General features: G+C 55.9%; 16 protein-coding genes. 15 read left to right on the forward strand and 1 reads right to left on the reverse strand.

Annotated features, from left to right (window positions below; all coding sequences use genetic code 11):
- The first annotated feature begins 16 nt into the window (after positions 1–16).
- The 11 genes from aroA (at position 17) to KGP24_RS07900 (ending at position 12,933) form a co-directional block, all read left to right on the forward strand.
- The gene (gene aroA, locus KGP24_RS07850; protein WP_223562926.1) at positions 17–1,300 is read left to right on the forward strand and encodes a 3-phosphoshikimate 1-carboxyvinyltransferase; all 1,284 of its coding nucleotides are present in this window, start codon (positions 17–19) and stop codon (positions 1,298–1,300) included.
- Between the two features lie 185 nt (positions 1,301–1,485).
- Entirely contained in the window at positions 1,486–2,169 is a 684-nt protein-coding gene (gene cmk / locus KGP24_RS07855) for a (d)CMP kinase (protein ID WP_013097305.1), read from the forward strand.
- Positions 2,170–2,279: 110 nt separating this feature from the next.
- Positions 2,280–3,953: a 30S ribosomal protein S1 gene (rpsA, locus tag KGP24_RS07860; protein ID WP_014169387.1), complete on the forward strand. Its 1,674-nt coding sequence runs from the start codon at positions 2,280–2,282 to the stop codon at positions 3,951–3,953.
- A gap of 170 nt (positions 3,954–4,123) precedes the next feature.
- Positions 4,124–4,411, forward strand: a complete 288-nt coding sequence (gene ihfB / locus KGP24_RS07865; protein ID WP_008499965.1) for an integration host factor subunit beta — start codon at positions 4,124–4,126, stop codon at positions 4,409–4,411.
- A gap of 214 nt (positions 4,412–4,625) precedes the next feature.
- The gene (locus KGP24_RS07870) at positions 4,626–6,890 is read left to right on the forward strand and encodes a ComEC family protein (RefSeq protein WP_223562927.1); all 2,265 of its coding nucleotides are present in this window, start codon (positions 4,626–4,628) and stop codon (positions 6,888–6,890) included.
- A 36-nt stretch (positions 6,891–6,926) separates the two neighbouring features.
- The gene (gene msbA, locus KGP24_RS07875; protein ID WP_223562928.1) at positions 6,927–8,678 is read left to right on the forward strand and encodes a lipid A ABC transporter ATP-binding protein/permease MsbA; all 1,752 of its coding nucleotides are present in this window, start codon (positions 6,927–6,929) and stop codon (positions 8,676–8,678) included.
- Positions 8,675–9,652 carry a tetraacyldisaccharide 4'-kinase gene (lpxK, locus tag KGP24_RS07880; RefSeq protein WP_223562929.1) on the forward strand — a complete coding sequence of 326 codons (978 nt, stop codon included), beginning with the start codon at positions 8,675–8,677 and terminating at the stop codon, positions 9,650–9,652. The genes msbA and lpxK overlap by 4 nt, the downstream gene beginning before the upstream one ends.
- A gap of 44 nt (positions 9,653–9,696) precedes the next feature.
- On the forward strand, positions 9,697–10,926 hold the full coding sequence (locus KGP24_RS07885) for a winged helix-turn-helix domain-containing protein (RefSeq protein ID WP_223562930.1): 1,230 nt from the start codon (positions 9,697–9,699) through the stop codon (positions 10,924–10,926).
- A gap of 45 nt (positions 10,927–10,971) precedes the next feature.
- On the forward strand, positions 10,972–11,154 hold the full coding sequence (gene ycaR / locus KGP24_RS07890) for a protein YcaR (RefSeq protein ID WP_006174474.1): 183 nt from the start codon (positions 10,972–10,974) through the stop codon (positions 11,152–11,154).
- The gene (gene kdsB, locus KGP24_RS07895) at positions 11,151–11,897 is read left to right on the forward strand and encodes a 3-deoxy-manno-octulosonate cytidylyltransferase (RefSeq protein WP_223562931.1); all 747 of its coding nucleotides are present in this window, start codon (positions 11,151–11,153) and stop codon (positions 11,895–11,897) included. Before ycaR ends, kdsB begins: the two co-directional genes overlap by 4 nt.
- Before the next feature lie 142 nt (positions 11,898–12,039).
- The gene (locus tag KGP24_RS07900) at positions 12,040–12,933 is read left to right on the forward strand and encodes a YcbJ family phosphotransferase (RefSeq protein WP_223562932.1); all 894 of its coding nucleotides are present in this window, start codon (positions 12,040–12,042) and stop codon (positions 12,931–12,933) included.
- On the opposite strand, the gene elyC is transcribed toward KGP24_RS07900, so the two are convergent.
- A complete protein-coding gene (gene elyC, locus KGP24_RS07905) occupies positions 12,910–13,689 on the reverse strand; it encodes an envelope biogenesis factor ElyC (protein ID WP_223562933.1) in 780 nt (259 codons plus the stop codon). The two genes, KGP24_RS07900 and elyC, sit on opposite strands and share 24 nt — an antisense overlap.
- 124 nt (positions 13,690–13,813) lie before the next feature.
- Between elyC and cmoM the strand changes: the two genes are divergently transcribed.
- From cmoM to mukB, 4 genes are read left to right on the forward strand one after another with little or no spacing between them, the layout of a single operon-like run.
- Positions 13,814–14,593 (forward strand): tRNA uridine 5-oxyacetic acid(34) methyltransferase CmoM, encoded by a 780-nt coding sequence (cmoM, locus tag KGP24_RS07910; RefSeq protein ID WP_198885082.1) that lies wholly within the window; start codon positions 13,814–13,816, stop codon positions 14,591–14,593.
- A 3-nt stretch (positions 14,594–14,596) separates the two neighbouring features.
- The gene (gene mukF / locus KGP24_RS07915) at positions 14,597–15,919 is read left to right on the forward strand and encodes a chromosome partition protein MukF (protein WP_223562934.1); all 1,323 of its coding nucleotides are present in this window, start codon (positions 14,597–14,599) and stop codon (positions 15,917–15,919) included.
- The gene (gene mukE, locus KGP24_RS07920) at positions 15,900–16,604 is read left to right on the forward strand and encodes a chromosome partition protein MukE (RefSeq protein ID WP_008499954.1); all 705 of its coding nucleotides are present in this window, start codon (positions 15,900–15,902) and stop codon (positions 16,602–16,604) included. The genes mukF and mukE overlap by 20 nt, the downstream gene beginning before the upstream one ends.
- A complete protein-coding gene (mukB, locus tag KGP24_RS07925; protein ID WP_223562935.1) occupies positions 16,604–21,055 on the forward strand; it encodes a chromosome partition protein MukB in 4,452 nt (1,483 codons plus the stop codon). Before mukE ends, mukB begins: the two co-directional genes overlap by 1 nt.
- The last annotated feature ends 164 nt before the right edge of the window (positions 21,056–21,219 follow it).

Consider the following 21,219-nt stretch of genomic DNA (forward strand, 5'->3'; position numbering starts at 1 on the left):
TGAGAGTTTAGTTTTCATGGAATCCCTGACGTTACAACCTATCGCGCGGGTAGATGGCACCATTAATCTGCCTGGTTCAAAAAGTGTCTCGAACCGCGCTCTGCTGCTGGCAGCTCTGGCAAACGGCAACACCGTCCTTACAAACCTGCTGGACAGCGATGACGTGCGCCATATGCTCAATGCGCTGAAAGCGTTGGGCGTTCATTACACTCTCTCCGACGATCGTACCCGCTGCGAAGTGACCGGCAACGGCGGCGCGCTGCGCTCGGGCGAAGCGCTTGAGCTGTTTCTGGGCAACGCGGGTACCGCGATGCGCCCGCTTGCGGCGGCCCTGTGCCTGGGGAGTAACAACATTGTGCTGACCGGCGAGCCGCGCATGAAAGAGCGTCCAATTGGTCATCTGGTGGATGCCCTGCGTCAGGGCGGCGCGCAGATTGAGTATCTGGAGCAGGAAAACTATCCACCACTGCGTCTGCTCGGTGGTTTTACCGGTGGTCACGTCGAGGTTGATGGCAGCGTTTCCAGCCAGTTCCTGACGGCACTGCTGATGACCTCGCCACTGGCACTTCAGGATACGACTATCACGATTAAGGGTGAGCTGGTCTCTAAACCGTACATTGATATCACGCTGCACCTGATGAAAACCTTCGGTGTTGAGGTGGAAAACCAGTCTTATCAGCGCTTCGTGGTGCGAGGGGCGCAGCAGTATCAGTCTCCGGGCAACTACCTGGTCGAAGGGGATGCGTCATCTGCGTCTTACTTCCTGGCCGCGGGTGCGATTAAAGGCGGCACGGTAAAAGTGACCGGTATTGGCCGTAACAGCGTGCAGGGCGACATTCGTTTTGCGGACGTGCTGGAAAAAATGGGCGCCATTGTCACCTGGGGCGATGACTTTATCTCCTGTACCCACGGCGAACTGAACGCCATCGATATGGACATGAACCATATCCCGGATGCGGCGATGACCATTGCCACGGCGGCGCTGTTTGCCAAAGGCACGACCACGCTGCGTAACATCTACAACTGGCGCGTAAAAGAGACGGACCGCCTGTTCGCAATGGCGACAGAGCTGCGAAAAGTCGGCGCCGAGGTTGAAGAGGGCGAAGACTACATTCGCGTGACCCCTCCGGCAAAACTGCAGTTTGCGGAAATCGGAACCTACAACGATCACCGTATGGCGATGTGCTTCTCGCTGGTGGCGCTGTCAGACACGCCTGTCACCATTCTTGACCCGAAATGTACGGCGAAAACCTTCCCGGACTACTTCGAACAGCTGGCACGCATTAGTACGCTGGCCTGATAACGCCTTGCCGCATCACCCGATGCGGCATTTGCTTACGCTTCATTACGAATACCTTCGCTCATTTCTTCTACACTCTGCTTCAATCATTCCGTAATTTGCACGCAAAGGTAACAGTTGCGCACGTTGGCGCGTATAATGCGCGGCGTTCATGTAAACGGTATGCCTTATTTAAGGAGAATAAGATGACGGCAGTTGCCCCGGTAATCACCATTGATGGGCCGAGTGGCGCAGGGAAAGGTACTCTGTGCAAAGCGATGGCGGAAGCATTGCAATGGCATCTTTTAGATTCGGGAGCAATCTATCGCGTGCTGGCGCTGGCCGCGCTGCATCATCATGTGGATGTCGCGTCTGAAGAGGCGCTGGTTCCGCTGGCTGCGCATCTGGATGTGCGTTTCGTGTCGACCGATGGCAACCTGGAAGTCATCCTTGAAGGGGAAGACGTGAGCGGCGAAATCCGTACTCAGGAAGTGGCGAATGCGGCCTCCCAGGTTGCGGCCTTCCCGCGCGTTCGTGAGGCGCTGCTGCGTCGTCAGCGCGCGTTCCGTGAAGCGCCGGGTCTGATCGCTGACGGACGCGATATGGGAACCGTGGTATTCCCTGATGCGCCAGTGAAAATTTTCCTCGACGCCTCTTCGGAAGAACGTGCTCAACGCCGCATGCTTCAGTTGCAGGAAAAGGGGTTTAGTGTTAACTTTGATCGCCTTTTATCCGAGATAAAAGAGCGCGATGACCGCGATCGTAACCGCGCCGTCGCCCCACTTGTTCCTGCAGAAGATGCATTAGTTCTGGATTCAACCAGTTTAACTATTGAGCAAGTGATTGAAAAAGCGCTACAATATGCGCGCCAAAAACTGGCACTCGCGTAATCGCGACCAATTTAGTAGTACCCCCGCTGCAATGGATTGACGGCGGGTATGTGAAACAACCCCATCCGGCACGGAGCCAGGTGGACGTTATATTAACCTGAAGATTAAACATGACTGAATCTTTTGCTCAACTGTTTGAAGAATCCTTAAAAACAATCGAAACCCGCCCGGGTTCCATCGTTCGCGGTGTTGTTGTTGCTATCGACAAAGACGTAGTACTGGTTGACGCCGGTCTGAAATCTGAGTCCGCCATTCCGGCAGAGCAGTTCAAAAACGCCCAGGGCGAGCTGGAAATCCAGGTAGGTGATGAAGTTGACGTTGCTCTGGACGCAGTAGAAGACGGCTTCGGTGAAACCCTGCTTTCTCGTGAGAAAGCGAAACGTCACGAAGCATGGATCACGCTGGAAAAAGCTTACGAAGAAGCTGAAACTGTGGTCGGTGTTATCAACGGCAAAGTTAAAGGTGGCTTCACTGTTGAGCTGAATGGTATTCGTGCGTTCCTGCCAGGTTCTCTGGTAGACGTTCGTCCAGTTCGTGACACTCTGCACCTGGAAGGCAAAGAGCTTGAGTTCAAAGTAATCAAGCTGGACCAGAAGCGTAACAACGTTGTTGTTTCCCGTCGTGCCGTTATCGAATCTGAAAACAGCGCAGAACGCGATCAGCTGCTGGAAAACCTGCAGGAAGGCATGGAAGTCAAAGGTATCGTTAAGAACCTCACTGACTACGGCGCATTCGTTGACCTGGGTGGCGTTGATGGCCTGCTGCACATCACCGACATGGCGTGGAAACGCGTTAAGCACCCAAGCGAAATCGTGAACGTGGGCGACGAAATCACTGTTAAAGTGCTGAAGTTCGACCGCGAACGTACTCGTGTATCCCTCGGCCTGAAACAGCTGGGCGAAGATCCATGGGTAGCTATCGCTAAGCGTTACCCAGAAGGTACTAAACTGACTGGTCGCGTAACCAACCTGACTGACTACGGCTGCTTCGTTGAAATTGAAGAAGGCGTTGAAGGTCTGGTGCACGTTTCCGAAATGGACTGGACCAACAAAAACATCCACCCATCCAAAGTTGTTAACGTTGGTGATGTAGTGGAAGTGATGGTTCTGGATATCGACGAAGAACGTCGTCGTATCTCCCTGGGCCTGAAACAGTGCAAAAACAACCCATGGCAGCAGTTCGCGGAAACCCACAACAAGGGTGACCGTGTTGAAGGTAAAATCAAGTCTATCACTGACTTCGGTATCTTCATCGGCCTGGACGGCGGCATCGATGGCCTGGTTCACCTGTCTGACATCTCCTGGAACGTTGCAGGCGAAGAAGCAGTTCGTGAATACAAAAAAGGCGACGAAATCGCTGCAGTTGTTCTGCAGGTTGACGCAGAGCGTGAGCGTATCTCCCTGGGCGTTAAACAGCTCGCAGAAGATCCGTTCAACAACTGGGTTGCACTGAACAAGAAAGGCGCAATCGTAAACGGTAAAGTGACTGCAGTTGATGCTAAAGGCGCAACCGTAGAACTGGCTGACGGCGTTGAAGGTTACCTGCGCGCTTCTGAAGCTTCACGTGACCGCGTTGAAGATGCCACTCTGGTTCTGAACGTAGGCGACGACGTTGAAGCTAAGTTCACCGGTGTTGACCGTAAGAACCGTGCAATCAGCCTGTCTGTTCGTGCTAAAGACGAAGCTGATGAGAAAGATGCAATCGCAACTGTTAACAAACAGGAAGATGCAAACTTCTCTAACAACGCAATGGCTGAAGCTTTCAAAGCAGCTAAAGGCGAGTAATATCAGGTTCTCAGCATCATTTGCACTGTAACGCATTTACAGCGTGAAGGATGAGGAGCAAACTTGACAGATTGCAGGATTCGTCCTGTAATCAATAACAAAGGGCGGCTACGGCCGCCCTTGTTTAATGAGCTGTTCAGCTAATTGGTTTGAAAGGAACCGGAGGAATCATGACCAAGTCAGAATTGATTGAAAGACTTGCCAGTCAGCAACCGCATATCCCTGCCAAGGCAGTGGAAGATGCCGTAAAAGAGATGCTGGAGCATATGGCCTCCACTCTTGCCCAGGGCGAGCGCATTGAAATCCGCGGTTTCGGTAGTTTTTCTCTGCACTATCGTGCTCCACGTACCGGGCGTAACCCGAAAACTGGCGATAAAGTCGAGCTGGAAGGTAAGTACGTTCCACACTTTAAGCCGGGTAAAGAACTGCGCGATCGCGCCAATATTTACGGCAACTGAGTTTAGCCAGCCGGTTAAACTGGGTTCGAAAGAAAGCACCTGCGGGTGCTTTTTTTGTGTTTGTTGCTTTCATTCTGAAGATGCCCCGCATTTTCCGTTTCGTTTTCTGCAAACCGTTAAAAACAACACAGCGTGCGCCGTAAAACGCATTCTTCTCATCTGACAATTCGCTCTGCTTGCTTACATACTGCCCCTCTGAAACAGGGAGGTAGCAATGGGAATTCCCGCGCTTAGTATCTGCGCCATTCTGGCGATAGCCCCGTTACTCTGGTTACCTGAACTGCCATCACGTCATACCGTATGGATAATGATTGTTGGTGGGGTCGCGCTGGCCGCACGGCGAAACGTACGACTTAAATATGCGGGTATCACGCTGTTATTTTGCGTCTGGGGTATTCTGGCTGCGAAGGAGAGCGTCTGGCCTATGCAGCATTTAACCACGGGGGCTGTACAGGCTGAGGTAGCGATTACCGCCACAGATGGCGCAACTCAGCATCAGGGAAACATTCTTCGCATCGATGGCCAGCGCTGGTGGGCTTTGACCGGCGTAACGCTGTATGGCAACTATCTGCCACAGAAAGCGTGTGCCGGTCAGCGCTGGACCATGACGCTCAGACTCAGGCCTGCCCATGGCGAATTGAACGACGGTGGTTATGATTCTCAGCGCAGCGCCTTTGCCCGACATCAAACGCTGAGCGGGCGTTTCACCCGTGCTGAACTCGTCGATGGGCGCTGCAGCCTGCGAGCGCAATATCTCATGTCACTGCAAAACCGACTTTCTGCTTACCGCTGGGGGGCGGTTATCCTCGGGCTGGGGATGGGAGAACGTCTGGATGTGCCCCGGGAAATAAAAGACCTGATGCGTGAAACCGGGACGCTGCATTTGATGGCGATTTCGGGTCTGCATATCGCGCTGGCGGCATCCCTCATCTGGTTGCTCGCACGTGGACTCCAGTTTTTATTACCCAGCCACCGGGTCCACTGGCACATGCCGCTCCTGGCCGGGTTATGCTTTGCCGCTTTCTACGCCTGGCTTACCGGTCTGCAACCTCCTGCGCTACGGACGGTCATCGCGCTTGCTGTGCTTGCAATGTTGCGGATCGCTGCCCGCCAATGGTCTCCCTGGCAGGTATGGGGGTGCTGTATCGCGGCGATCCTGATAAGCGATCCCTTAGCCGTACTTTCGCAGAGTCTGGCCCTGTCCGCATTTGCCGTCGCCGCGCTGATTTTCTGGTTTCAGTGGCTGCCTCTTCCTGACTGGCCGCGGGCTCGACGTATTCGGCCGCTAATCAATCTGATCTCTCTGCAGGTTGGCATGCTGATGCTGCTCATGCCGTTACAGGTTCTGATATTCCATGGCTTCAGCATCTCCTCCCTGGTTGCGAATCTTTTTGCCGTTCCCCTGGTGACGTTTATCTCCGTACCGCTGATCCTGCTGGGCATGCTGCTTCACCTGTTACCATTGGCGGCACTGGAAAGCGTCGTCTGGTTCGCAGCCGATAAGTCACTCGCGGGTTTGTTCTGGCTCCTCATGCGCCTGCCTGACGGTTGGCAGAGTGTTGATCAACGCTGGCAGTACATGACGTTACTGCCCTGGCTTATCATCATTGGCTGGCGATTTCTTGCCTGGGAAACCCTTCCTGCCGTTTGCCTGGCAGGAAGTGTCTTACTCACGTTTCCTCTCTGGCGAACAGCAAAAAGCGAGAGCTGGACGCTGCATATGCTGGATGTAGGGCAGGGGCTGGCGATGGTCATTGAAAGGCAGGGGAAAGCCATTCTTTATGATACCGGGCTCGCCTGGCCGGGCGGGGATAGCGCGCAGCGGTTAATTATCCCGTGGCTTCGCTGGCATCACCTGAGGCCTGAAGGCGTTATTCTCAGTCATGAACACCTCGACCATGCGGGAGGCCTCGAGTCGTTGCAAAAAGCGTGGCCTGACGTGTGGATAAGAAGCCCCTTGCGCCAGGCGGGACATCGTCCCTGTTTTCGCGGGCAGAGATGGCGATGGCAGGGACTCTCCTTCACCGTCCACTGGCCCCCTGAAAATTATCCGGCTCAGGGGAACAACCGTTCCTGCGTGGTAAAGGTTGACGACGGTGAGCAGAGCGTTCTGCTAACAGGGGACATTGAAGCGCAAGCGGAACAGGCTATGCTTAGCCATTACTGGCGTTATCTGACGTCCACGCTCATACAGGTGCCCCATCATGGAAGTAATACTTCTTCTTCATTACCGCTGGTACAGCGGGTGGAAGGTCAGATCGCCCTGGATTCAGCGGCCCGCTATAACGCATGGCGATTCCCGTCGGCAAAAGTTGTCCGACGTTATCGAAAAGAGGGGTATATCTGGCACGATACTCCCCATTCTGGACAAATATCGGTGACATTCTCGCAACATCACTGGCAAATCCGGCGCTTGCGAGAGCAATTTTTACCCGTTTGGTATCATCAGTGGTTTGGCGCGCCCGTCGATAACGGGTAGAATATGCGGCTATTTCAACGAATGCTGGTTTTTTGAATGCATAACGACAAAGATCTCTCCACGTGGCAAACCTTCCGCCGACTCTGGCCGATGATTGCGCCCTTTAAAACAGGCCTGATCGTGGCGGGAGTAGCGTTAATCCTCAACGCAGCCAGCGATACTTTTATGCTATCGCTTCTCAAACCGTTACTGGACGACGGTTTTGGTAAAACGGATCGCTCAGTGTTGCTATGGATGCCTCTGGTGGTTATCGGACTGATGATCTTACGCGGCATCACCAGCTATATCTCCAGCTACTGTATTTCATGGGTATCAGGGAAAGTGGTGATGACCATGCGCCGTCGTCTGTTCGGTCACATGATGGGCATGCCGGTCTCTTTCTTTGACAAGCAGTCTACCGGGACGCTGCTGTCCCGTATTACCTACGACTCCGAGCAGGTTGCCTCCTCGTCCTCAAGCGCATTGATCACCGTTGTGCGTGAGGGCGCGTCAATCATCGGCCTGTTCGCGATGATGTTCTATTACAGCTGGCAGCTGTCGCTCATCCTTATAGTTTTGGCACCGGTAGTTTCTATTGCCATCCGCGTCGTCTCAAAGCGCTTCCGCAATATCAGTAAGAATATGCAGAACACGATGGGGCAGGTGACGACCAGCGCGGAACAGATGCTGAAAGGGCATAAGGAAGTATTGATCTTCGGCGGTCAGGACGTCGAAACCAAACGCTTTGATAAAGTCAGCAACAAAATGCGTCTGCAGGGGATGAAAATGGTATCAGCCTCGTCCATTTCTGACCCGATTATTCAGCTGATTGCCTCTCTGGCGCTGGCATTCGTCCTGTATGCGGCAAGCTTCCCGAGCGTCATGGAGACGCTGACGGCGGGTACCATTACCGTGGTCTTCTCCTCTATGATCGCCCTGATGCGTCCGCTGAAATCCCTGACGAACGTGAACGCCCAGTTCCAGCGCGGGATGGCCGCCTGTCAGACGCTGTTTAGCATTCTGGATTCCGAACAGGAAAAAGATGAAGGTACCCGCGAGATTGAGCGCGCCCGTGGCGATGTCGAATTCCGTAATGTCACTTTCGCCTATCCTGGACGTGAAACGCCGGCGCTGCGTAATATCAACCTGTCGATTCCTGCGGGTAAAACCGTTGCACTGGTAGGTCGTTCTGGTTCGGGTAAATCGACTATTGCCAGCCTGATGACCCGTTTCTACGATATTAACGAAGGTGAGATCTTGTTAGACGGTCACGACCTGCGGGAATATACCCTGCAGTCGCTGCGTAACCAGGTGGCGCTGGTTTCCCAGAACGTGCACCTGTTCAACGATACTGTGGCTAACAACATTGCGTATGCGCGCACGGATGAATACAGCCGCGAACAGATTGAGAACGCCGCGCGTATGGCCTACGCAATGGACTTTATCAGCAAGATGGATAACGGTCTGGATACGATAATCGGCGAGAACGGGGTGCTGCTCTCCGGTGGCCAGCGCCAGCGTATTGCGATTGCGCGTGCGCTGCTGCGCGATAGCCCAATTCTGATCCTGGACGAAGCGACGTCCGCGCTGGATACCGAATCTGAACGCGCTATCCAGTCCGCGCTGGATGAACTGCAAAAGAACCGTACCTCACTGGTGATTGCGCACCGTCTGTCGACTATTGAACAGGCTGATGAAATCGTCGTGGTCGAGGATGGCGTCATTGTGGAACGCGGAAGCCATGCCGATCTACTGGAACACCGCGGCGTTTACGCCCAGTTGCATAAGATGCAGTTCGGTCAACAATGATTGCACGCATCTGGTCCGGTGAATCCCCGTTGTGGCTGCTGCTTTTGCCACTCTCCTGGCTATACGGCCTGGTGAGTGGCACTATCCGTCTGCTTTACCGTCTGGGGCTGAAGCGTGCCTGGCGCGCGCCGGTTCCGGTTGTGGTTGTCGGTAATCTTACGGCGGGTGGCAACGGTAAAACGCCGGTGGTGATCTGGCTGGTGGAGCAATTGCAAAAACGCGGCATCCGCCCAGGTGTGGTATCGCGCGGATATGGTGGTAAAGCGGCGCGTTATCCGCTGCTGCTGGCGGCGGAAACCACGACCGCCGAAGCGGGTGATGAACCGGTATTGATTTTCCAGCGTACCGGCGCGCCGGTTGCGGTCTCCCCGGTGCGCAGCGACGCCGTTCAGGCACTCCTTGCCGAACACGCGGTACAAATCATTATCACTGACGATGGCCTGCAGCATTACGCCCTGGCGCGTGATAAAGAGATTGTGGTCATCGATGGCGTTCGCCGTTTCGGTAACGGCTGGTGGCTGCCGGCCGGACCCATGCGCGAACGCGCTTCGCGTCTTAAGTCCGTTGATGCGGTGATTGTGAACGGTGGTGAGGCAAAAGCGGGTGAAATCCCGATGCACCTTCAGCCGGGCCTGGCGATCAACCTGGTAACGGGGGAACGCCGGTCGGTTGCTGAGCTGCCTTCACCGGTGGCGATGGCGGGGATTGGTCATCCGCCGCGCTTCTTCGCGACGCTGGAACAGTGTGGCGCACGGCTTGAGAAACGCGTTCCGCTGGCCGACCACCAGGCGCTGATGGAAGGGCAGGTCGATGCGCTCACCGTGCCCGGTCAGACCCTGATCATGACCGAAAAAGATGCGGTGAAATGTCGTGCCTTTGCGAAAGATAACTGGTGGTATTTGCCGGTTGCCGCTGAACTCAGCGGCGAGCAGCCGGAACACTTGCTCAAGGAACTGATTGCGTTGGTGCAGTAAAGGCTTACGCGATTCTGGTGGTGCTTTGACTGACAGGAAAACGCATGTCTTTACCGCAACTCTCTCTTTCAGCTGCACGTCATTTACACCTTGCCGCGCAGGGGCTGCTTAAAAAGCCGCGCCGCCGCGCGCAACCTGCCGATATTCTCTCTACCGTCCAGCGCATGTCGCTGCTTCAAATCGATACCATCAACATTGTGGCCCGTAGCCCTTACCTGGTGCTGTTTAGCCGCCTGGGAAATTATCCTTCTCAGTGGCTGGATGAGGCGCTCAGCAAGGGAGAGTTGATGGAGTACTGGGCGCACGAAGCCTGCTTCCTGCCCCGCAGTGATTTTGCCCTGGTTCGTCACCGCATGCTTTCCCCTGAAAAGATGGGCTGGAAATACCGTCAGGCGTGGATGCTGGAACATACGGCTGAAATTGAGCAGCTCATCGCGCATATTCAGGAAAACGGTCCCGTGCGCTCCGTCGATTTTGAACACCCTCGCAAAGGCACCAGAGGCTGGTGGGAGTGGAAGCCGCATAAGCGTCATCTCGAAGGGCTGTTCACCTCTGGCAAAGTCATGGTTATTGAGCGGCGTAATTTTCAGCGCGTCTACGACCTGACGCATCGGGTGATGCCGCACTGGGACGACGAGCGTGACCTGCTTACCCAGGAGGCGGCCGAGGCCATCATGCTGGAGAACAGCGCCCGCAGCCTGGGGATTTTCCGCACGCAATGGCTGGCTGATTATTATCGCCTTCGCCAGCCCGCGCTGAAGCCGCTGCTGGACATCTGGCAACGCGAACAGCGCGTCATCCCCGTCACGGTGGAAACGCTGGGCGAAATGTGGCTGCATGCGGATCTCCTCCCGCTACTGCCTTTGGCCCTCGAGGGAAAACTTCAGGCAACCCACAGTGCCGTATTGTCGCCTTTCGACCCGGTCGTCTGGGACAGAAAACGCGCTGAGCAGTTGTTCGATTTTAGCTACCGGCTGGAATGTTATACCCCGGCCCCAAAGCGCCAGTATGGTTACTTTGTTCTCCCGCTGCTGCATAAGGGGCAACTGGTCGGGCGTATGGATGCCAAAATGCACCGCAAGACCGGCACGCTTGAAATCATTGCGCTTTATCTGGAAGAGGGTATCAGGGTGACGGCGAGTCTGGAAAAAGGGTTAACTATAGCCATTAGCGAATTTGCGCGCTGGCAGGGTGCCCGCGACGTGACGCTGGGCCGGGTACCCGACGGACTGTTTACAACCTGTCGAAGTGGCTGGGAAACAGGCACTCCCTGAAAAGGGAATGTGTTAAGCTTTAGCGATTACCCATACGGAGGAACTATGGATCACCGTTTACTTGAAATTATTGCCTGCCCGGTATGCAACGGCAAACTCTACTACAGCCAGGATAAACAGGAGCTGATTTGCAAGCTGGACAGCCTGGCTTTCCCGTTGCGTGACGGCATTCCGGTACTGCTGGAAAATGAAGCTCGTTCCCTGGTGGCAGAAGAGAGCAAACCATGAGTTTTGTTGTCATTATTCCTGCGCGTTATGCCTCAACGCGTCTGCCGGGTAAACCGCTGGTGGATATCAACGGCAAGCCGATGATTGTGCATGTTCTTGAGCGTGCACGGGAATCCGGTGCCGATCGCGTGATTGTTGCTACCGATCATTCTGACGTTGCCCGTGCGGTTGAGGCGGCAGGCGGTGAGGTATGCATGACTCGCGCCGATCACCAGTCCGGCACCGAGCGTCTGGCGGAAGTGGTTGAAAAATGTGGTTTCAGTGATGATACGGTCATCGTTAACGTTCAGGGCGACGAGCCGATGATCCCGGCGGTGATTATCCGTCAGGTGGCAGAAAACCTGGCTCAGCGTCAGGTCGGTATGGCGACGCTCGCGGTGCCTGTTCACCATGCTGAAGAGGTATTCAATCCGAATGCGGTTAAGGTGGTGATGGATGCCGAAGGTTATGCGCTCTATTTCTCTCGCGCCACGATCCCGTGGGATCGCGATCGCTTTGCGCTCTCCAAAGAGACTATCGGTGATACCTTCCTGCGTCATATTGGGATCTACGGCTATCGCGCCGGCTTTATTCGCCGCTATGTGGCCTGGGCGCCGAGCCCGCTGGAGCATATTGAAATGCTGGAGCAGCTTCGCGTGCTCTGGTATGGTGAAAAAATTCACGTTGCCGTTGCTGAGGAAGTCCCTGGCACGGGCGTAGACACCCCTGAAGATCTTGAGCGCGTTCGCGCCGAATTGCGTTAATCTTACTGGCATCTCTCCGTTGGGAGGGATGCACTCTCCGGTTTATTTTTCACTTTCTCTTTCCTGATTGATCTCTTCCGGGTGACAACTTCCTTCAGGACGCTCATTATAAAAGCAGTATTCTTAATGGGGATAATCTCATATGGAACAGCTGCGTGCCGAACTTAGCCATCTGCTGGGTGAGAAATTAAGCCGGGTCGAATGCGTGAGTGAAAAGGCCGATACCGCGCTTTGGTCGTTGTATGACGGTCAGGGTAATCCAATGCCGCTGATGGCCAGAAGTTTCACCTCACCGGGCGTAGCCAGGCAGCTTGCATGGAAAATGTCGATGCTGGCGCGGGAGGGGACCGTCCGTATGCCGACGGTGTATGGTGTAATGACCCACGAGGAACACCCCGGTCCGGACGTACTGCTAATTGAGCGCTTGCGCGGCGTGCCCGTTGAAGCCCCCGCGCGCACGCCGGAACGCTGGGAGCAGTTAAAAGACCAGATTGTCGAGGCGTTGTTGGCCTGGCACCGTCAGGATAGCCGCGGGCTTGTCGGTCCGGTCGACAGCACTCAGGAAAACCTGTGGCCGCTGTGGTATCGCCAGCGGGTTGAGGTCCTGTGGGGGACGCTTAACCAGTTCAACAATACCGGTTTAACCATGCAGGACAAACGTATTCTGTTTCGCACCCGAGAGTGCTTACCGGCGCTGTTCGAAGGTTTTAATGACAACTGCGTGCTGATCCACGGTAATTTCACCCTGCGCAGCATGCTCAAGGACTCCCGTAGCGATCAGCTTCTGGCGATGCTCGGGCCGGGGATCATGCTCTGGGCTCCGCGCGAATATGAGCTCTTCAGGCTTAGCGACAGCGGGGCGGCGGAAGGGTTACTGTGGCATTACCTTCAACGCGCCCCCGTTGCGGAAGCGTTTCTCTGGCGGCGCTGGCTCTACCTGCTTTGGGACGAAGTTGCGCAGCTGGTCAATACCGGACGCTTTAATCGCGCAAACTTCGATCTGGCAACAAAATCACTCTTGCCCTGGCTCGCCTGACGATCCTTTCAGCCACTGCCAGAGGCGTCCAAGCGTCTCGTAGCCGACGCGATCGCTATGCATCAGCCACGCCGGGGAGGGGATCGCCCGTTCCCACGGGTTGAGCGGCGCGTCGATAGCCATCTGGTTTGCCGGTGCGGGAAGCGGGTGCAGGCCTTGCTTCTCAAAGAAAATCATCGCGCGCGGCAGGTGTGAGGCGGAGGTCACCAGCAAGAACGGGACATCGCCAATTGCCTGCTTCACTGCGGCAGCCTCTTCTTCGGTATCTTTTGGGCTGTCCAGGGTGATAATCGAGGAACGCGGTACGCCGAGTGATTCCGCGACTCGGGCGCCCGCTTCAGCCGTACTTACCGGGTTCGTTTTGGCCGCCGCGCCGGTGAAGATCATTTTTGATCCCGGATTCGCCAGCCAGAGGCGAATGCCTTCGTTTAGCCGTGGCAGACTGTTGTTGATCAGGTTTGAACTTGGGGCCCAGTCAGGATCCCAGGTATATCCACCCCCCAGCACCACGATGTACGCCACTTTCTGATTTCCCTGCCACGTCGGGTACTTGTTTTCGATGGGACGTAACAGACCATCCGCGACCGGCTGCAGGCTCAATAGCAGCAAGACAAACCAGCCGAGCGTGATAAGCGTTTTGCCACTCTTCTGAAAGCGACTGAACCACACCAGCGCCAGCCCCAGCGCGATGATGAGCAGCAGCAGCGGAAGGGGAAGCATCATCCCTCCAATGTATTTCTTAAGGGTAAAAAGCATCCTTTTTGGTTCCTTTTTTGACCATATAGCAGGTGATTACCCGTGATATTACACCAGAGAGGTTCATTCTCCGCGCGGGTGTGACAAAATAGCGGTTTTGCAGTTAGCGAGTGGAACTCTCCCAATGCGGGATCGCAATTTTGATGACATCGCGGAAAAGTTTTCGCGCAACATTTATGGCACCACGAAAGGGCAGCTCCGTCAGACGATCCTCTGGCAGGATCTGGACACCATTCTGGCCACCTTTGGTGGGCAAACGTTGCGCGTGCTGGACGCCGGTGGCGGTGAAGGGCAGACGGCGATAAAAATGGCCGAGCGCGGTCATCACGTCACGCTTTGCGATCTTTCTGCTGAAATGGTCGCCCGCGCGACCCGTGCTGCAGAAGAGAAAGGTGTGAGCGACAACATGCATTTTATACAATGCGCCGCTCAGGACATCTCACAGCATTTGGAAACCCAGGTTGATCTGATATTGTTTCATGCGGTGCTTGAGTGGGTTGCAGATCCGCAAAGCGTGTTACAAACCCTGTGGTCGATGTTGCGCCCGGGCGGCACGCTGTCGCTGATGTTCTACAATGCTAACGGCTTCCTGATGCACAACATGGTTGCAGGAAATTTCGACTATGTGCAGGTCGGGATGCCCAAAAAGAAAAAGCGCACGCTTTCCCCGGACTATCCGCGCGATCCACAGCAGGTTTATGGCTGGCTGGAAGCGATTGGTTGGCAGATCGTCGGGAAGACGGGCGTCAGGGTGTTTCATGATTATCTGCGTGAAAAACACAAACAGCGTGACTGTTTTGACACCTTAACAGAATTAGAAACGCGGTATTGCCGTCAGGAGCCTTTTATCAGCCTTGGCCGCTATATTCACGTCACCGCGCACAAGCCGCAGATGCAAGGATAACCTATGAGTGAATTTTCCCAGACAGTCCCCGAACTGGTTGCCTGGGCCAGGAAAAACGATTTCTCCATCTCGCTGCCGGTAGACAGACTCTCTTTCCTGCTGGCGGTTGCCACGCTGAACGGCGAACGGCTGGACGGTGAAATGAGCGAGGGTGAACTGGTGGATGCGTTCCGCCATGTCAGTGATGCGTTTGAGCAAACCAGCGAAACCATTAGCGTGCGTGCCAACAACGCGATCAACGATATGGTGCGTCAACGTCTGCTGAACCGCTTTACCAGCGAGCAGGCGGAAGGAAACGCCATCTATCGCCTGACGCCGCTGGGCATCGGCATCACCGATTACTATATCCGCCAGCGTGAATTTTCCACGCTGCGTCTTTCCATGCAGCTCTCGATCGTGGCGGGTGAGCTTAAGCGCGCCGCCGACGCGGCGGATGAAAACGGTGACGAATTCCACTGGCACCGTAACGTCTACGCGCCGCTGAAATATTCGGTGGCCGAGATTTTCGACAGTATCGATCTCACCCAGCGCCTGATGGATGAACAGCAACAGCAGGTGAAAGACGATATCGCGCAGCTGCTGAATAAAGACTGGCGAGCGGCCATCTCCAGCTGTGAACTTTTGCTGTCAGAAACCTCCGGCACGCTGCGTGAGCTCCAGGATACGCTGGAAGCCGCAGGTGACAAGCTGCAGGCTAACCTGCTGCGCATCCAGGACGCGACGCTCGCGCACGACGATCTGCATTTTGTCGACCGCCTGGTGTTCGATCTGCAGAGCAAACTCGACCGCATTATCAGCTGGGGCCAGCAGTCGATAGACCTGTGGATCGGCTACGACCGGCACGTGCATAAATTTATCCGTACCGCGATTGATATGGATAAAAACCGCGTCTTTGCTCAGCGTCTGCGTCAGTCGGTGCAGACCTATTTCGATGCGCCGTGGGCGCTGACCTACGCCAGTGCCGATCGTCTGCTGGATATGCGCGACGAAGAGATGACGCTGCGCGATGAAGAGGTGACCGGTGAACTGCCGCCGGATCTGGAATACGAAGAATTTAACGAAATTCGCGAGCAGCTTGCGGCGATGATCGAAGAACAGCTCGCAGTCTACAAAACCAGACAAGTGCCGCTGGATCTCGGGCTCGTGGTGCGCGACTATCTGGCGCAATATCCACGCGCGCGCCACTTCGACATAGCCCGCATTGTAGTAGACCAGGCGGTGCGCCTGGGCGTTGCGCAAGCAGATTTCACCGGACTGCCGCCTAAGTGGCAGCCAATTAACGATTACGGAGCCAAGGTACAGGCGCATGTCATTGACAAATATTGAACAAGTGATGCCCGTTAAGCTGGCACAGGCGCTGGCGAATCCGTTATTTCCGGCGCTGGATAGCCAGCTGCGTGCCGGTCGTCACATTGGCTTAGACGAGCTGGATAATCACGCCTTTTTGATGGACTTCCAGGAGTACCTGGAAGAGTTTTACGCCCGTTACAACGTGGAGCTTATTCGCGCGCCGGAAGGTTTTTTCTACCTGCGTCCGCGCTCCACGACGCTGATCCCGCGTTCCGTGCTCTCCGAGCTGGATATGATGGTCGGCAAAATTCTTTGCTACCTCTACCTCAGTCCGGAACGTCTGGCGAATGAAGGGATCTTCACCCAGCAGGAACTTTACGACGAGCTGTTGACGCTGGCTGATGAGAGTAAGCTGCTCAAGCTGGTGAACAACCGCTCCACGGGGTCGGATCTTGACCGTCAGAAATTACAGGAAAAAGTTCGCTCTTCCCTGAACCGTCTGCGTCGTCTGGGGATGGTCTGGTTTATGGGCCACGACAGCAGCAAATTCCGCATTACGGAATCTGTCTTCCGCTTCGGCGCCGACGTGCGTGCGGGCGATGACGCGCGTGAAGCGCAGCTTCGCATGATCCGCGACGGTGAAGCGATGCCGGTGGAAAACCATTTGCAGCTCAATGACGAGCATGAAGAGAATCTGCCGGATAGCGGGGAGGAAGAGTAATGATTGAACGCGGTAAATTTCGCTCACTGACGCTGATTAACTGGAACGGCTTCTTTGCCCGAACGTTCGATCTGGATGAGCTGGTCACGACGCTCTCCGGCGGTAACGGTGCGGGTAAATCCACCACCATGGCGGCCTTTGTCACGGCGCTGATCCCCGATCTGACGCTGCTTCACTTCCGTAACACCACCGAAGCGGGGGCGACAAGCGGCTCCCGTGATAAAGGTCTGCACGGTAAGCTGAAGGCCGGCGTCTGTTATTCGGTTCTGGACGTCATTAACTCCCGTCATCAGCGTGTGGTGGTGGGCGTACGCCTGCAGCAGGTCGCCGGTCGCGACCGTAAAGTGGATATCAAGCCGTTTGCGATCCAGGGCTTGCCGACCTCCGTGCAGCCGACGGCGCTGCTGACGGAAACCCTGAACGAACGTCAGGCGCGCGTGCTGACGCTGCAGGAGCTGAAGGACAAGCTTGAAGCCATCGAAGGCGTGCAGTTCAAGCAGTTCAACTCTATTACCGACTACCATTCGCTGATGTTCGATCTGGGCGTGGTGGCGCGTCGTCTGCGCACCGCATCAGACCGTAGCAAATACTACCGCCTGATCGAAGCGTCTCTGTACGGCGGTATCTCCAGCGCGATTACCCGCTCCCTGCGCGACTACCTGCTGCCGGAAAACAGCGGGGTGCGTAAGGCCTTCCAGGATATGGAAGCGGCGCTGCGTGAAAACCGTATGACGCTGGAAGCGATCCGCGTTACCCAGTCTGACCGTGACCTGTTTAAACACCTGATAAGCGAAGCCACCAACTACGTGGCGGCAGACTATATGCGCCACGCCAACGAGCGGCGCGTGCATCTCGATCAGGCATTAGAATACCGTCGCGAGCTGTTTACCTCTCGTAAACAGCTGGTGGCCGAGCAGTACAAGCACGTCGAGATGGCGCGCGAGCTGGGTGAGCACAACGGTGCTGAAGGCGACCTGGAGGCCGATTACCAGGCCGCCAGCGATCACCTGAACCTGGTGCAGACCGCGCTGCGTCAGCAGGAAAAAATCGAGCGCTATGAAGCGGACCTCGACGAGCTGCAAATTCGCCTCGAAGAGCAGAATGAAGTGGTGGCTGAAGCCGCCGACATGCAGGAAGAGAACGAAGCCCGCGCCGAAGCCGCCGAGCTGGAAGTGGATGAGCTGAAAAGCCAGCTTGCCGATTACCAGCAGGCACTTGACGTGCAGCAGACCCGTGCGATTCAGTACACTCAGGCACTGCAGGCATTACAGCGTGCGAAAGAGCTTTGCCATCTGCCTGATCTGACGCCGGACAGCGCCGACGAGTGGCTGGATACTTTCCAGGCCAAAGAGCAGGAAGCCACCGAGAAGCTGCTGTCCCTCGAACAGAAAATGAGCGTCGCGCAAACGGCGCACAGCCAGTTTGAGCAGGCTTATCAGTTAGTCGTTGCGATTAACGGCCCGCTGGCGCGTAACGAAGCCTGGGATGTTGCCCGTGAACTGCTGCGCGACGGTGTGAACCAGCGCCATCTGGCCGAGCAGGTTCAGCCGCTGCGTATGCGTCTGAACGAGCTTGAGCAGCGCCTTCGCGAGCAGCAGGAAGCCGAGCGTCTTCTGGCGGAATTCTGCAAGCGTCAGGGAAAAAATTACGATTTCGACGAGCTTGAAGCGCTGCATCAGGAGCTGGAAGCGCGTATTGCGGCCCTGTCCGATACCGTATCAAACGCCAGCGAACAGCGTATGACCCTGCGTCAGGAGCTGGAGCAGATTCAGTCCCGTTCTAAAACGCTCCTGGAGCGTGCGCCGGTCTGGCTGGCGGCTCAAAGCAGTCTGAACCAGCTCAGCGAGCAGTGCGGCGAGCAGTTCGAATCCAGTCAGGAAGTGACCGAATACCTGCAGCAGCTGCTGGAGCGCGAACGTGAAGCCATCGTTGAACGTGACGAAGTGGGCGCCCGCAAGCGCGACGTCGATGAAGAAATTGAGCGCTTAAGCCAGCCGGGCGGGTCAGAAGATCCACGCCTGAATGCGCTAGCGGAGCGTTTTGGCGGCGTGCTGCTGTCCGAGATTTATGACGACGTTGGCCTTGACGATGCCCCGTACTTCTCCGCGCTGTACGGTCCATCCCGCAATGCGATTGTGGTCCCGGATCTGTCGCTGATTTCTGAGCAGCTTGCCGGCCTGGAAGATTGCCCGGAAGATCTCTACCTGATCGAAGGGGATCCGCAGTCGTTCGATGACAGCGTATTCAGCGTCGACGAGCTGGAAAAAGCGGTGGTGGTGAAAATTGCCGACCGTCAGTGGCGTTATTCCCGCTTCCCGGAGCTGCCGCTGTTTGGCCGCGCCGCGCGCGAAAGCCGCATCGAGAGCCTGCACGCCGAGCGTGAGACGCTGTCTGAACGTTTTGCGACCCTGTCTTTTGACGTGCAGAAAACCCAGCGCCTGCATCAGGCGTTCAGCCGCTTTATCGGCAGCCATCTCGCCGTAGCGTTTGACGCGGATCCGGAAGCCGAAATCCGCAAGCTCAATACCCGCCGTGGCGAGCTGGAACGTGCAATTGCCAGTCATGAAAGTGATAACCAGCAGAGTCGCGTTCAGTTTGAACAGGCGAAAGAGGGCGTTGCTGCCCTTAACCGCATTCTGCCGCGCCTGAATCTGCTGGCGGATGACACCCTGGCCGATCGCGTGGACGAGATCCAGGAGCGTCTGGATGAAGCGCAGGAAGCCGCGCGTTTCGTTCAGCAGCACGGCAATCAGCTGGCGAAGCTCGAGCCTGTCGTCTCTGTACTGCAGAGCGACCCGGAACAGTTTGAGCAGTTAAAAGAAGATTATGCATGGTCGCAGCAGGTGCAGCGCGAAGCGCGTCAGCAGGCGTTTGCCCTGACGGAAGTGGTGCAGCGTCGGGCCCACTTTGGCTACTCCGATTCGGCGGAAATGCTGAGCGGTAACAGCGACCTGAACGAAAAACTGCGCCAGCGCCTTGAGCAGGCGGAAGCGGAACGTACTCGTGCCCGCGAAGCAATGCGCAGCCACTCCGCTCAGCTGAATCAGTACAACCAGGTGCTGGCCTCGCTGAAAAGCTCCTTCGACACCAAGAAAGAGCTGTTAAATGATTTGCAGAAAGAGCTTCAGGACATCGGGGTTCGTGCCGACAGCGGGGCAGAAGAACGCGCGCGTATTCGTCGTGACGAGCTGCATTCTCAGCTCAGCAATAACCGTGCGCGTCGTAATCAGCTGGAAAAAGCGCTGACCTTCTGCGAAGCAGAAATGGATAACCTGACCCGTCGCCTGCGCAAGCTGGAACGCGATTACTTTGAGATGCGCGAACAGGTCGTGACCGCCAAGGCGGGCTGGTGCGCGGTGATGCGCATGGTGAAAGACAATAACGTTGAGCGTCGTCTGCACCGCCGTGAACTGGCGTATCTCTCTGCCGATGAGTTGCGATCCATGTCGGATAAGGCGTTGGGTGCGCTGCGTCTGGCGGTGGCGGATAACGAACACCTGCGCGACGTGCTGCGTATGTCGGAGGATCCGAAACGTCCGGAACGTAAAATTCAGTTCTTCGTGGCGGTTTACCAGCACCTGCGCGAGCGTATTCGTCAGGACATCATCCGTACCGACGATCCGGTCGAAGCCATCGAACAGATGGAAATCGAGCTGGGCCGCCTGACGGAAGAGCTGACCTCGCGCGAGCAGAAGCTGGCGATCAGCTCCCGCAGCGTGGCGAACATTATTCGTAAAACCATTCAGCGTGAGCAGAACCGTATTCGCCAGCTGAACCAGGGTCTGCAAAGCGTGTCGTTTGGCCAGGTGAACAGCGTGCGCCTTAACGTCAACGTGCGTGAAGCCCATGCGACGCTGCTGGAAGTGCTCTCAGAGCAGCACGAGCAACATCAGGATCTGTTCAACAGCAACCGTCTGACCTTCTCCGAAGCGCTGGCGAAGCTGTATCAGCGCCTGAATCCGCAGATTGATATGGGGCAACGTACGCCGCAAACCATCGGTGAAGAGCTGCTGGACTACCGTAACTACCTGGAAATGGAAGTTGAGGTAAACCGTGGCTCAGACGGCTGGCTGCGTGCGGAATCCGGGGCGCTCTCTACCGGTGAAGCGATCGGTACCGGGATGTCAATTCTGGTGATGGTCGTACAGAGCTGGGAAGATGAAGCGCGTCGCCTGCGCGGCAAAGACATCTCCCCATGCCGACTGCTGTTCCTGGATGAGGCGGCGCGTCTTGATGCGCGCTCCATTGCCACGCTGTTTGAGCTTTGCGAACGTCTTGATATGCAGCTCATCATTGCGGCACCGGAGAACATCAGTCCTGAAAAAGGGACAACCTACAAGCTGGTGCGTAAAGTGTTCCAGAACAGTGAACACGTTCACGTTGTGGGGCTGCGTGGCTTTGCGCCGCAGCCGCCAGAGTCACTACCGGAAACCACGGCGGACGCTTCCTGACGCGTTTTCCGATCCGAAGCGGCGCCCTGGCGCCGCTTTTTTTTTAAACTTAACTTGTGCTTAGGACTGCGTTATCTTTAAACTTCTTTACATAAGGTAAGGCAACAGCTTAGACGTCTACCTATAATGAAAGAAAGCCCCAACGTGATGGGCATGTCGTGAAA

The organism is Enterobacter sp. JBIWA008 (assembly GCF_019968765.1).
Lineage (GTDB): Bacteria > Pseudomonadota > Gammaproteobacteria > Enterobacterales > Enterobacteriaceae > Enterobacter.

Coding starts and splice junctions, on each gene's coding strand:
- mukB (WP_223562935.1), top strand. CDS start 16,604: ATGATTGAACGCGGTAAATTTCGCTCACTGACGCTGATTAACTGGAAC.
- kdsB (WP_223562931.1), top strand. CDS start 11,151: ATGAGTTTTGTTGTCATTATTCCTGCGCGTTATGCCTCAACGCGTCTG.
- aroA (WP_223562926.1), top strand. CDS start 17: ATGGAATCCCTGACGTTACAACCTATCGCGCGGGTAGATGGCACCATT.
- rpsA (WP_014169387.1), top strand. CDS start 2,280: ATGACTGAATCTTTTGCTCAACTGTTTGAAGAATCCTTAAAAACAATC.
- msbA (WP_223562928.1), top strand. CDS start 6,927: ATGCATAACGACAAAGATCTCTCCACGTGGCAAACCTTCCGCCGACTC.
- cmk (WP_013097305.1), top strand. CDS start 1,486: ATGACGGCAGTTGCCCCGGTAATCACCATTGATGGGCCGAGTGGCGCA.
- mukF (WP_223562934.1), top strand. CDS start 14,597: ATGAGTGAATTTTCCCAGACAGTCCCCGAACTGGTTGCCTGGGCCAGG.
- KGP24_RS07870 (WP_223562927.1), top strand. CDS start 4,626: ATGGGAATTCCCGCGCTTAGTATCTGCGCCATTCTGGCGATAGCCCCG.
- mukE (WP_008499954.1), top strand. CDS start 15,900: ATGTCATTGACAAATATTGAACAAGTGATGCCCGTTAAGCTGGCACAG.
- ycaR (WP_006174474.1), top strand. CDS start 10,972: ATGGATCACCGTTTACTTGAAATTATTGCCTGCCCGGTATGCAACGGC.
- lpxK (WP_223562929.1), top strand. CDS start 8,675: ATGATTGCACGCATCTGGTCCGGTGAATCCCCGTTGTGGCTGCTGCTT.
- ihfB (WP_008499965.1), top strand. CDS start 4,124: ATGACCAAGTCAGAATTGATTGAAAGACTTGCCAGTCAGCAACCGCAT.
- elyC (WP_223562933.1), bottom strand. CDS start 13,689: ATGCTTTTTACCCTTAAGAAATACATTGGAGGGATGATGCTTCCCCTT.
- KGP24_RS07900 (WP_223562932.1), top strand. CDS start 12,040: ATGGAACAGCTGCGTGCCGAACTTAGCCATCTGCTGGGTGAGAAATTA.
- KGP24_RS07885 (WP_223562930.1), top strand. CDS start 9,697: ATGTCTTTACCGCAACTCTCTCTTTCAGCTGCACGTCATTTACACCTT.
- cmoM (WP_198885082.1), top strand. CDS start 13,814: ATGCGGGATCGCAATTTTGATGACATCGCGGAAAAGTTTTCGCGCAAC.